Source organism: Acinetobacter sp. YH16052 (assembly GCF_013417155.1).
Classification (GTDB): domain Bacteria; phylum Pseudomonadota; class Gammaproteobacteria; order Pseudomonadales; family Moraxellaceae; genus Acinetobacter.
Window position 1 is genome coordinate 21,659 of the sequence record NZ_VPEO01000005.1, and the last position, 11,509, is coordinate 33,167.

At 43.3% G+C, this 11,509-nt stretch carries 10 protein-coding genes and 1 other RNA gene; 8 read left to right on the forward strand and 3 right to left on the reverse strand.

Features of this window, described 5'->3' with window-relative positions; all coding sequences use genetic code 11:
- Positions 1-33: 33 nt before the first annotated feature.
- The 4 genes from uca to FTV42_RS04825 all read left to right on the forward strand — a co-directional run bounded on the left by uca (position 34) and on the right by FTV42_RS04825 (position 6,325).
- Complete coding sequence (uca, locus tag FTV42_RS04810; RefSeq protein ID WP_180037745.1) at positions 34-3,633, forward strand: urea carboxylase; 3,600 nt, start codon at positions 34-36, stop codon at positions 3,631-3,633.
- 11 nt (positions 3,634-3,644) lie between these two features.
- Complete coding sequence (locus FTV42_RS04815; protein ID WP_180037747.1) at positions 3,645-4,352, forward strand: GntR family transcriptional regulator; 708 nt, start codon at positions 3,645-3,647, stop codon at positions 4,350-4,352.
- Positions 4,353-4,569: 217 nt separating this feature from the next.
- Positions 4,570-5,856 carry a sorbosone dehydrogenase family protein gene (locus FTV42_RS04820; RefSeq protein ID WP_257223412.1) on the forward strand — a complete coding sequence of 429 codons (1,287 nt, stop codon included), beginning with the start codon at positions 4,570-4,572 and terminating at the stop codon, positions 5,854-5,856.
- 307 nt (positions 5,857-6,163) lie between these two features.
- The gene (locus tag FTV42_RS04825) at positions 6,164-6,325 is read left to right on the forward strand and encodes a YqaE/Pmp3 family membrane protein (protein WP_005267030.1); all 162 of its coding nucleotides are present in this window, start codon (positions 6,164-6,166) and stop codon (positions 6,323-6,325) included.
- A gap of 208 nt (positions 6,326-6,533) precedes the next feature.
- Here the strand turns inward: FTV42_RS04825 and ssrS are convergent.
- The 3 genes from ssrS to FTV42_RS04840 form a co-directional block, all read right to left on the reverse strand.
- Positions 6,534-6,717: non-coding RNA, 6S RNA (ssrS, locus tag FTV42_RS04830), on the reverse strand.
- Between the two features lie 97 nt (positions 6,718-6,814).
- Positions 6,815-7,102, reverse strand: a complete 288-nt coding sequence (locus tag FTV42_RS04835; RefSeq protein WP_004279505.1) for a cell division protein ZapA — start codon at positions 7,100-7,102, stop codon at positions 6,815-6,817.
- Positions 7,099-7,656 carry a hypothetical protein gene (locus FTV42_RS04840; RefSeq protein ID WP_180037752.1) on the reverse strand — a complete coding sequence of 186 codons (558 nt, stop codon included), beginning with the start codon at positions 7,654-7,656 and terminating at the stop codon, positions 7,099-7,101. Before FTV42_RS04840 ends, FTV42_RS04835 begins: the two co-directional genes overlap by 4 nt.
- A gap of 64 nt (positions 7,657-7,720) precedes the next feature.
- Between FTV42_RS04840 and FTV42_RS04845 the strand changes: the two genes are divergently transcribed.
- The 4 genes from FTV42_RS04845 (at position 7,721) to FTV42_RS04860 (ending at position 11,448) form a co-directional block, all read left to right on the forward strand.
- Entirely contained in the window at positions 7,721-8,353 is a 633-nt protein-coding gene (locus tag FTV42_RS04845) for a UPF0149 family protein (protein WP_180037754.1), read from the forward strand.
- 129 nt (positions 8,354-8,482) lie between these two features.
- Positions 8,483-9,817, forward strand: coding sequence for a Xaa-Pro aminopeptidase (gene pepP, locus FTV42_RS04850; protein ID WP_180037757.1), 1,335 nt, complete (start codon positions 8,483-8,485; stop codon positions 9,815-9,817).
- 292 nt (positions 9,818-10,109) lie between these two features.
- A complete protein-coding gene (locus FTV42_RS04855; protein ID WP_005107468.1) occupies positions 10,110-10,349 on the forward strand; it encodes a DUF378 domain-containing protein in 240 nt (79 codons plus the stop codon).
- A gap of 529 nt (positions 10,350-10,878) precedes the next feature.
- Positions 10,879-11,448, forward strand: a complete 570-nt coding sequence (locus FTV42_RS04860; protein WP_180037759.1) for a GNAT family N-acetyltransferase — start codon at positions 10,879-10,881, stop codon at positions 11,446-11,448.
- The last annotated feature ends 61 nt before the right edge of the window (positions 11,449-11,509 follow it).

Sequence of the window (11,509 nt, forward strand, 5' to 3'; positions counted from 1 at the left end):
TTCAAAAAATAGAGAGAATAAAAGGGGATTCACATGTTTAAAACTGTACTGATTGCAAATCGCGGCGAAATTGCTGTTCGTGCCATTCGCACATTAAAAAAAATGGGTATAACCAGTATAGCCGTCTATTCAGAAACGGACCGTTATGCACAGCATGTGATTGATGCAGATATTGCAGTGTCCTTAGAAGGTACCAAACCGAGTGATACCTATTTAAGTATTGAAAAGCTGATTGCCGCAGCCAAGAATACCGGGGCCGAAGCAATTTTCCCAGGTTATGGTTTTCTGTCAGAAAGTGCTGACTTTGCCCGTGCCTGCGAAGCAAATAATATTGCTTTCATGGGGCCAACACCGGAGCAGATTCTGGAATTCGGCTTAAAACACAGGGCGCGTGAACTTGCCGCAGCTGTCAATGTACCCATGACTCCCGGTACAGGTCTGCTAAATAGTCTGGATGAAGCCTTAACTGAAGCTGAAAAAATTGGCTATCCGGTTATGCTTAAAAGCACAGCAGGCGGTGGCGGAATTGGCTTGACCCGTTGTGATAATGCAGAAGCACTTCAGGAGGCCTATGAAAGTGTAAAACGTCTGGGCGAACAGTTCTTTAAAGATGCCGGAGTATTTTTAGAGTGCTTTATCGGTCGGGCCCGTCATGTCGAAGTTCAGATTTTTGGAGATGGACAGGGACAGGTAGTGGCTTTGGGCGAACGCGACTGTTCACTGCAGCGCCGTAATCAGAAGGTTGTGGAAGAAACACCAGCGGCACAGTTACCTGAAGCAACCCGTCAAAAATTGTATCAGGCGGCAGTTGAACTGGGCAAATCGGTGGAATATCGCAGTGCCGGTACGGTTGAGTTTATTTACGATGCAGCACGTGACGAGTTTTATTTCCTTGAAGTGAATACCCGTTTGCAGGTGGAGCATCCGGTGACTGAAATGGTGACCGGTTTAGACCTGATTGAATGCATGTTGAAAGTTGCAGCAGGTGATACTCTGGATTGGAAGCATCTAAGCAGTATTCAGCCTCAAGGTGCAGCGATTGAAGTACGCATCTATGCCGAAGATCCAGTTAAGAATTTCCAGCCGAGTCCAGGGATTTTGACCGATGTCTTTTTTCCGGAAAATGTCCGGGTTGATACCTGGGTGAGTACCGGAACTGAAATTTCCCAATACTTTGACCCGATGATTGCCAAGATTATTGTGCATGCTGAAGATCGTGATACTGCTATTCGTACGCTTAAATCGGCTTTGGCTGAAACTCGCCTCAATGGCATTAGTACCAATCTGGATTATGTGCATACTGTTATTTCAGATCCGCGTTTTGAGCAAATGCAGATCTGGACACGCATGCTGGATGATTTCAAATATGTGCCGAATGTGATTGAGGTGATTCAGCCGGGTACACAAAGTTCAATTCAGGATTATCCGGGTCGCGTCGGGTATTGGGATATTGGTGTACCGCCTTCAGGCCCAATGGATGATTATGCCTTCCGGCTGGCCAATAAGATTGTCGGGAATGCCGAGGCCGCCGCCGGGTTTGAATTTACCCTGCAAGGTCCGACCCTCAAGTTTCATGCAGACAATATCATTGCTTTAACTGGCGCACCTTGTCCAGTAACTTTGGATGAGGACGCCGTAAATTTCTGGCAGCCTATTCAGGTAAAAGCAGGACAAACCCTAAAAATCGGACAGGTTGAATCTGGATGCCGGACCTACCTGGCTGTACGAAATGGTCTGAATGTGCCGGAATATCTGGGTAGCCGTTCTACCTTTGCTTTAGGTAATTTTGGTGGACATGCAGGCCGAGTGTTACGGGCTGGTGACATGATTAAGATGGTGAATCCTGAGCTGCCGGCCGATGGTCTACCTTTAGCGATTGCAGAACCTGAAGTTTTGGCAACAGATCTGATTCCAAGTTATGGCAAGGAATGGGAAATTGGTGTGCTCTATGGTCCGCATGGTGCTCCTGGTTTCTTTAAAGCTGAATATATTGAGGAGTTTTTTGCATCGAGCTGGAAAGTGCATTTTAACTCGAACCGGTTGGGTATCCGTTTAACCGGACCGACGCCAAGCTGGGCGCGTGAAAATGGTGGTGAAGCAGGATTACATCCATCCAATGTACATGACTGTGAATATGCCATTGGTGCGATTAACTTTACCGGTGATTTCCCCGTAATTCTTGCCAAAGATGGTCCGAGCCTGGGTGGTTTCGTTTGTCCGGTGACCATTGCCAAAGCTGAACTCTGGAAAATTGGTCAACTGAAAGCCGATGACACAATTAGCTTCTATCCAATCTCGGTAGAACAGGCTAATGCGCTGGAGCGGCAGCAAATTGAAACCCTCCAAAACTTTGCCAAGGCAGAGATGACCCACGAGGCTGAAGTTGTTGCAGTTCAGGCAGAAAGTATCCTAGCATTGCGTGAAGCTACGCCAGATGCACCAAAAGCTGTATATCGTCAGGCAGGTGACAGTTATATCTTACTGGAATATGGTGACAACGTACTGGATTTGGCCCTGCGCCTGCGCGTACACCGCTTGATGCAACTGATCCGTGAAGCTGAGCTTGACGGTATCCTGGAATTGTCACCTGGTGTGCGGTCCCTGCAAATTAAATATGATGGTCTGCGTTTGAGCCAACAACAACTTATTTACTTCCTACTTGGTCTTGAAGAACAGATGGGTGATTTACGTGACATTAAAATACCTTCAAGAATTATCCATTTACCCATGGCCTTTGAGGACTCAGCGACTCTAGGTGCGGTGGAACGTTATCAGGAAAGCGTCTGTGCCACAGCCCCCTGGCTTCCGAATAATATTGATTTTATTCAGCGGATTAATGGTTTAAGTCACCGCCAGCAGGTCAAGGACATCATTTTTAATGCCAATTATCTGATTTTAGGGCTAGGTGATGTATATCTGACTGCACCTTGTGCAGTGCCCATTGATCCGCGCCACCGTTTACTGAGTTCCAAATATAATCCGGCCCGTACTTTTACCGCTGAAGGTACAGTCGGGATTGGTGGCATGTATATGTGTATTTATGGCATGGACTCACCGGGTGGCTATCAGTTGATTGGCCGTACCGTACCGATCTGGAATAAGTTTAAAAAGAACAAGCAGTTTGGCGATCAGCAATGGTTCTTACGCTTTTTTGACCAGATTAAATATTATGAGGTCACTGAGGCCGAACTGGATCAGTTCCGTGCTGATTTCGCCCATGGTCTGGCAGAAATCAAAATTGAGGAATGCGAGTTTGACTTTGCAGCATATCAGGATTTCCTTGCTGCAGAACAGGACAGTATTGCTGCTTTTAAAGCGCAGCAGCAGGCTGCTTTTAGTGCCGAGGTAGAGCGCTGGAAAGACGAGTTTGATGCACCTGTAGAAATAGAAGTGCTGCAGGATGATACCGATTACAGCCAGTATGTCCCTCTCAACGCCTCTATGACCGGCAATATCTGGAAGATTTTTGTAGAAGCCGGGCAGATTGTGAAAAAAGGCGACACGGTGGCCATCATCGAGGCCATGAAAATGGAGCTGCCGGTCTATGCTGACGATGATGGCATTGTCAAAGCCATTATCTGCCGTTCTGGTCAGACCGTGCATAGTGGTGAGCCACTGGTCTATATGGAGTAATGGATTGAGCCATGACTATTGTTCGCAATCCAAGTACTAAAGCGACAGGAAAAAGCTCAGACAATCTGTCTGAGCTGGTTTTCCAGAAAATTAAAAATGACATTTTTGACTTTAAGCTGATGCCGGGAGAGCGCTTTACCGAATCGGAAATTGCTGAAAGCTATGCCGTAAGCCGTACACCCATCCGGCAAGCTTTGTATCGCTTGCAGCAGGAAGGTTATGTCGAGGTGCAGTTTAGAAGTGGCTGGAAGGTTCGGTCACTAGACTTTAAAGTTTATGAAGAACTGTATGATCTGCGGATTTTATTGGAAGGTTATGCAGTCGAACAACTTTGTCAGATGCCCAAAGACCAGTTGCAGGTTGCTCTGGCTGTTTTGATTCAAACCTGGTGTATTCAACCAGAACAATATATCTATGATCTCAGGCGGTTATCTGTAGAAGATGAAGCATTTCATTGTCATTTGGTATTGGCAGCCGGCAATGCAGAAATGGCAAAAATTCACAGTGAGATCAGCGAGAAAATTCGCATCATACGCCGTCTGGATTTTTCCAAGGATTATCGGGTTACAGCTACCTATGCCGAACATCAACAGATTTTAAAGGCGCTGCTTGCCCAAGATGCAGTCTCCTGTCTTTCTATATTAGAGGCTCATATTCGACTCAGCCGTAATGAGGTAAAAAAAATTACTTTGGAAATGTTGTCGTGTTGTCCTGGGTAAGTTAGTCAGAATAAATTCATGTTTACAGCAAGAAAAACATCAGACCTGATTCAAAATTGATAACCAATTCATAACCAGAAAAAACAAGAATCAGCTAGTGGCATCGCTTGTAGTTTCTTAAAGTTAAGTCGAGGATAATAATAACAAAGAGATAAAAATGCTTATTCAGCACATACGACTTTTAGTTGCTTGTACCGCCTGTGCATCTTTCTTGGCTATGACAGGATGTACGATGCCTTCCAAGTCGCCTATCAATGACAGTTATGGTTCCCAGCCACATTTGCCCAAACCAAAATCAAGCTTGCTGCCTACGGTCAATATTGCGCCTGCTAAAGGTTGGCCTGAAGGTAAAATGCCGACAACAGCGACAGGTTTAAAAGTTCAGGCATTTGCCAAAGGGTTGCAGCATCCGCGCTGGCTGTATGTATTGCCGAATGGTGATGTACTGGTGGCTGAAACCGATGCACCGCCTAAGCCCGATGACAGCAAAGGGATCAAAGGCAAAATCATGAAATGGGTAATGCAGCGTGCCGGGTCATCTCATCCCAGTGCCAACCGCATCAGTCTACTTCGCGATAGCAATGGAGATGGGGTGGCTGAACAAAAAACCGTATTTTTACAGAATCTCAATTCTCCATTTGGCATGGCGCTAGTCGGTAATATGTTGTATGTGGCGAATACTGATGCCCTGATGCGTTTTCCTTATCAGAACGGTGCGACTCAAATTACAGCAACTGATACCAAGATGCTGGATTTACCGGCAGGTCGTTTAAACCATCACAGGACCAAAAATGTTATTGCCAATCCTGCCGGAAGCAAACTCTATATCACGGTGGGTTCCAACAGTAATGTCGCTGAAAATGGCTTAGAGCAAGAGCAGGGCCGGGCACTGATCATGGAATTTGACATAGCCAGTGCTCAAGCGCGACCTTTTGCCACCGGACTGCGTAATCCGAATGGCATGGATTGGCAACCTAAGAGCGGCACACTTTGGACAGTGGTGAATGAACGTGATGAGCTCGGTAATGATCTGGTTCCTGATTACCTGACCTCTGTCAAAGAAGGTGCTTTTTATGGCTGGCCCTATAGTTATTATGGCCAACATGTAGATACACGGGTCAAACCGCAAAAACCTGCCCAGGTTGTGCGGGCAATTCCACCGGATTATGCATTGGGCAATCATACAGCTTCATTGGGCTTGGCCTTCTATAGGGCAGACCTGATGCCTCAATATCGAAACGGTGCGCTGATTGGCCAGCATGGTTCATGGAACCGCAAACCGCACAGTGGCTATAAAGTGATTTTTGTTCCCTTTCAGAATGGGCAACCGATGGGCCCACCTCAAGATGTCTTGACTGGATTTTTAAGTGATCAGGGCGATGCATATGGGCGACCGGTCGGTGTGGCGGTAGATTCTTCAGGTGCCATTTTGGTTGCTGATGATGTCGGTGATGTGATTTGGCGAGTATCACCCTTGTGTACACCAGCTGCAGTAAGTAAATAAAGGTTTAGGGATTCAGGATTTTATTCGGATCTGAATCTGTGGAAAGTAAAAGTTAAAGCAAAGACTGTTTCATTCAAACGTCAATATTTTGATTGAAAATATGCAAAGACTAGCGGATTTAAAATAATTTTTAAGCTTCATTTAAGCTGGCTGAATTAGGCTTTCAGGATATTTTTACGCGGGATTACAGCATGTACAGAGATTCTGCTGATCCCATTAAAAATTATCTAAACCTAAGTACCAGTTTTAAGTGCGGCTAAAAACTGGATATAAAAATTTAAAATATCGCAAAAAGAGGATTTTAAGAATGAAATCAATTGTTGCATTTATTTTCCCTTGGTCATTATTTATGACCCTTCATCGACCAGCCGAAGCCACAGTATGCTTAATGCTTCAGATTTCGATTTTAGGCTGGATTCCTGCTGCAATCTGGGCCATGCATACTTTATATCGGGATAAAATAGCCTGAAAATAGGAAAATAAGTTACTGAAAGATTGTTTGATTTTGACGGAAGTAATTAAAGCCCTATCTTTTTTATAGCTAAAGATTTTTTTTCATTCCAGATGATGAATACATCAATAAAATGAATCTAGAGGAATGTTCGAGAGAAATACTACAAAATTAAAATAAGAGGAAATTCAGGAAAAATTATAATTATATTTTGAAAACGAAATTGAAGTACTCCGAAGATGCCGCTGCATGTGTCGTTACCCTGAACCCGATGAGTTCAAGGAGGATGCGACGTATACTTGCTGGGTTTCCCATACGAAGATGGGCATACACTCTAAATATACAGAACACACCCATAAGTGTTAGTATCGGCAGGGGAATAGACCCGCTGGCGAACACCTCAGAGTTAAGTTAATTATAAACAATAATCCCGGTGTGGCAACTCTATGCTGTTCATGAACTGTAAACAGTTCGGTCGAATGTCCGAAGTTTAAACAGAATTCGAGATTATTCAGTCAGTTCTTCAACTTCTTCTAAAATAGTTTGTAACAAACGTTCGCAATGTGCATATTGTTGCAGGGATCTGTTCATATTCAAGACCTCCTGCATCAGCTCAAGTGCCACCATAATAATCAGCTTGCTAGGTTCCATGCGTGGCGCTTTACGGCGAAATTCATCATATTTGTCATTTAATAACTGTGCTGCACGTTCTAATTCTTCCTGCTTGTCAGGGGTAGAAGCCAGACGGAAACTATGCCCCAATACTCTGAGATCAATTGCAATTTGTTCACTCATGATGAGGCTTCCTCATTCACTTCAGTCGGATGGGCCAGTTGTTGAATTTCCTGTGCGTGATGATCCTGCGCAGTACCGAGAATCGCCAGACGTTGAATAATCGCTTCAACCTTGGCTTTGGCATTTTCATTTTTCTGGGTTAAACGTTCAGATTCCTGAGTCAGACGTTGAATTTCCTGCTGGGCATGACGCTGTTCAAGGATCATCTTTTCCTTAACCACACGCAGTTCATTCCGTTCAGCCAGAATTTCCTGAAAACGGTTTTTCAGATCGGTACAACTTTTTTCCAGACGGCCATAACGGTCTGCTAGTGCAGTTGCATCATTATTAAGCAGTTGAAACTGGGCACGAGAATCCGTCAATTGTTCTGTCAGATTTTCATTTTCTTGTTGTTTTTGCGCAATCACGCTGTTCTTTTGTTCAATTTGCTGTTGATGTTGCATCATTGAAGAGTCTTGCTCTTCGCGCAAACTGGAATTTTCACTTTCAAGCCGTGCAAGTCGCGTTTTTAACACGCCGATCTGCACTTGTAGACGCTGTAATTCTTCTAACATATCGAGGTCGCACAGTGTTGCAAACAAAGGTAATATATAAGCAGTATAAAGATTGGATAAACGAATGCAAGACGATATTTCAGGTTGGACCGAATGGCACCGCAATTTTTCTTCAATTGAGGAAATTTCTAGCCCTAGCGAACTACATGGTTTGCTCACGGGCATTGTTTGTGTCACCCAGGCGCCAAGCAGTAAAGAGTGGTTACAGATTTTAGAAACACTGGATGTACCTGAACTGGATGCCGAAGCATTAGAGTTATTGACGGGCGAAGCTGAAGATGTGTTCCATGCACTGTCTGAAGATGAGCTGGATTATTTACCTTTGCTGCCTGATGATGACCATGTGCTTTCAGAACGCGTACAGGCTCTGGCGGACTGGTGTGCCGGCGTGGTCTTAGGTTTCGGACTGGCTTCAGGACATATCCGTCAGGATGAAGTTGAACTGATTGAGCATTTACAAGATGTAGCCGCAGTTGAATTTGAAGACTCGGACGATGACGCCGAAGGTGAAGAAAGCTATCAGGAATTGTACGAATTTGTGCGTCTGATTCCTGTCAGTCTGTCTTTAGGGCGTAAAAAGGTCGAAGTTGAAGAAACGCCACTCTTACAGCAATTTAGTCAAAAAAATCAGCCTAAAGCCGCTGTTACAGAAGCGCAAAGTGTGGTCGAGATTTTCTCGCCTAAACGTCCAAGCTGATGAAATGCTGAGGTGAACCGTCACCTGCTTGAAATCAGGCATATATTTTGCTGTTTACAGTGGAATCTATAGTCTGATTTCAAGACTATATTCTAAATACAAGTATCGATCGATAAGAAGTAAGGTGTAATGAAGAAATTGACACAGGCAGTTTTTGAGGAACGTCGCGCAATCCTCGCAGGGGAAATCGGTTTACGCAGTATCGCGATTATCGCGACCAGTCCGGTAGCAATGCGTAACCGTGATGCAGATTATAAATACCGCGCAGACAGTAGTTTCTTCTATTTAACCGGATTTGCGGAACCTGAAGCTGTGGCTGTGATTGAAACCTTTGACACTGAAGAAGAAGGCTATAGCTACAGTTTGTTCTGTCGTGAACGTAACCGTGAAATGGAAATCTGGAATGGCTACCGCGCGGGTATTGATGGGGCTATTCAGGATTATGATGCAGATGAAGCCTATGCAATTGATCTGCTGGATGAAGAAATCTTAGAAAAGTTACAAAATAAAGATCAGTTATTTTATCGCATTGGACAGCATGCAGAGTTTGATGCGCGTGTCGCCAAATGGATTGCAGCTGCAACTGGTGAAAGTCGTCGTGGTACTTCTGCGCCAGCGCAAGTAATTCAGCTGGATCGTATTGTCGATGAAATGCGTCTACATAAAGATGCAAATGAAATTGAATTGATGCAGATTGCTTCCGATATTTCTGCTGATGCACATACTCAGGCGATGCTAGCAGTACGTCCGGGCATGATGGAATATGCACTGGAAGCCGAACTGAATTATGTTTTTGGCAAAAATGGCGGTGTGCCGGCTTATAACAGTATTGTCGGTGGCGGTGAGAATGCCTGCATCCTGCACTATGTAGAAAATGACAAAGAACTCAAAGATGGAGATTTGGTCCTGATTGATGCTGCAGCTGAATATCAGTTCTATGCTTCAGACATTACCCGTACCTTTCCGGTAAATGGTAAATTCAGTCCGGAACAGAAAGCCTTATATAAGGTAGTACTGGATGCTCAAATCGCTGCGATCAATGCCGTGCAAATTGGTAACTCGTATAAAGAACCGCATAATGTTGCGGTGCGCATCTTGGTGCAGGGTTTGCTCGATCTTGGCTTGATGCAGGGTAATATCGACGAGATTATAGAAAAAGAAACTTTTCGTCAGTTCTACATGCATGGTACCGGACATTGGCTCGGTATGGATGTGCATGATGTCGGTGCTTATAAGGTTGATGGTGAATGGCGCTCGTATGAAGAGGGTATGATCGTGACCGTTGAGCCGGGTCTTTACATCGCGCCTGATGATGAAACAGTCGATGCCAAATGGCGTGGAATTGGCATCAGGATTGAAGATGATGTGGTGGCCACTGCAAATGGTCCGCTGGTTTTAACTGCAAAAGTCGTCAAAACGGTAGAAGAGATTGAGGCGTTAATGGCGAAAGCCCGCGCTGCTTAATTTGAAAAAAATACAGAAAGCTGGTCGCGAGATCGACTTTTTTATGACATTTCTATGCCGTTTTAAACAAGAATTTCTAGCTATTTTGCATCTATCAAAAAAGTGATTTAGCTTACGTTTATATCGAACAAGTCAAATAAAACTAACCTAAATAAAATTTACAGCTTAAAAATTGACAGGAAGTCAACACAGAAAATCCGTTTTTAGCATCAAAGCTACATATTAAATGGGCTGAGATTCTCATACTTTCTCTGATCCTTAAATAAACTTAAATAAGAGCAGGAGAACACTTATGAGATTAAATACGATTGACTGGATTGCTTATGCTTTAACAATCATTGGTGGCATCAATTGGGGCTTAATTGGTGCATTCGATTTTAATTTGGTCGCTGCGATCTTTGGTGATATGAGCGCCTTATCTCGAATTATTTATGTATTGGTTGGTTTGTCGGCATTGTATCTGATTTATACAGGAACGAAGTTGGGTAAAACAGTACACCATACGGATCACCATACCAATATTGTGCGTTAAGCTAATCTTCTTGGGCGAGTTTCTTGCAAGATAGGATTCATGTCTTCGAGTAACTTGCCGAGAGGATAGAAATAGTGTGGAAGATGAAGAAACCTCGGTAGATTTCCGGGGTTTTTTATTAGGTGTTTATACGTTATTAATAAAATCATCCTCAGATCTATAACAATGCCTGGCTAAAGATTAATGATCACTATCATACAAATAAGATTAGGTTATACATGGTTGGATAAATTTTTTCTAAAAAATATCTGTTAGCGAAAAGATCGAGTTATATTTATATAACTCTCTCAAAATAAGAAATAATATTGATTATAAAATGGGCCTCCTGCTACTGAAAGTGAATCTCAGCTCATTTATAAATGGCTTGATTCACAATTTTATTATTCAGCATTTACCAGCATCAGTATGTATTCAAAATTGTGCGAAGCGAGTAGATCGAGTTATACCAATTTGACTAGGTTTGCGATCGAATCGTATAAGTGCCAAATGAAATAATAACATTCCGTTTTTTAATGCCGAGTTGATAAAAGTGAGTATAAATATTTTAGTTGCTGAATTAAAGACAACTTGGTTGGAGTTAAGAGCATATAAAGTTGGAGATGAATTTTCATTATTCCAAGAGTATTGTGGCGACGTTGAAGCATCAAAATACTTACAACGACAGGTGCATACAACAGTCGGTCAAACTCAGCAGATGTTGCAGAAATGGGCGTTAAGCTATTGGCAGCAACCGATTAAAGGATTTTCATGGGTGATTGCTGAGCGAAAAAGTCATCTGGCAATCGGGTTACTAACGATTATTCAACAGCAAAATAACAGCCTTGAAATTCATTTCGGACTTGGTCCTCGATTTCAGGGGCAGGGCTATATGCTTGAGGCGATGAAAGCGGTGATTCAGTATTTTAGACAATATCTTACATTTAAATCACTAGATACTTTCTGTGATGCAGAACATATACAGGCACACCAAGTGCTGTTAAAGACAGGGTTTGAAATCGTTGAACGGATCAATGCCTATACTGTATTGCCGAAGTTGGGGACTGAAAAGCGCGATGTCTTGGTTTTTCAATATAGGCTGGATCATCATGGAGAAAACTAAATAAAACGAATCATTATAAAAATTTAAAGCCTTGAGGTAAGATAAAACCAGTATACGTTTT

Coding starts and splice junctions, on each gene's coding strand:
- FTV42_RS04820 (WP_257223412.1), top strand. CDS start 4,570: ATGACAGGATGTACGATGCCTTCCAAGTCGCCTATCAATGACAGTTAT.
- uca (WP_180037745.1), top strand. CDS start 34: ATGTTTAAAACTGTACTGATTGCAAATCGCGGCGAAATTGCTGTTCGT.
- FTV42_RS04835 (WP_004279505.1), bottom strand. CDS start 7,102: ATGAGTGAACAAATTGCAATTGATCTCAGAGTATTGGGGCATAGTTTC.
- pepP (WP_180037757.1), top strand. CDS start 8,483: ATGAAGAAATTGACACAGGCAGTTTTTGAGGAACGTCGCGCAATCCTC.
- FTV42_RS04845 (WP_180037754.1), top strand. CDS start 7,721: ATGCAAGACGATATTTCAGGTTGGACCGAATGGCACCGCAATTTTTCT.
- FTV42_RS04855 (WP_005107468.1), top strand. CDS start 10,110: ATGAGATTAAATACGATTGACTGGATTGCTTATGCTTTAACAATCATT.
- FTV42_RS04815 (WP_180037747.1), top strand. CDS start 3,645: ATGACTATTGTTCGCAATCCAAGTACTAAAGCGACAGGAAAAAGCTCA.
- FTV42_RS04840 (WP_180037752.1), bottom strand. CDS start 7,656: ATGTTAGAAGAATTACAGCGTCTACAAGTGCAGATCGGCGTGTTAAAA.
- FTV42_RS04825 (WP_005267030.1), top strand. CDS start 6,164: ATGAAATCAATTGTTGCATTTATTTTCCCTTGGTCATTATTTATGACC.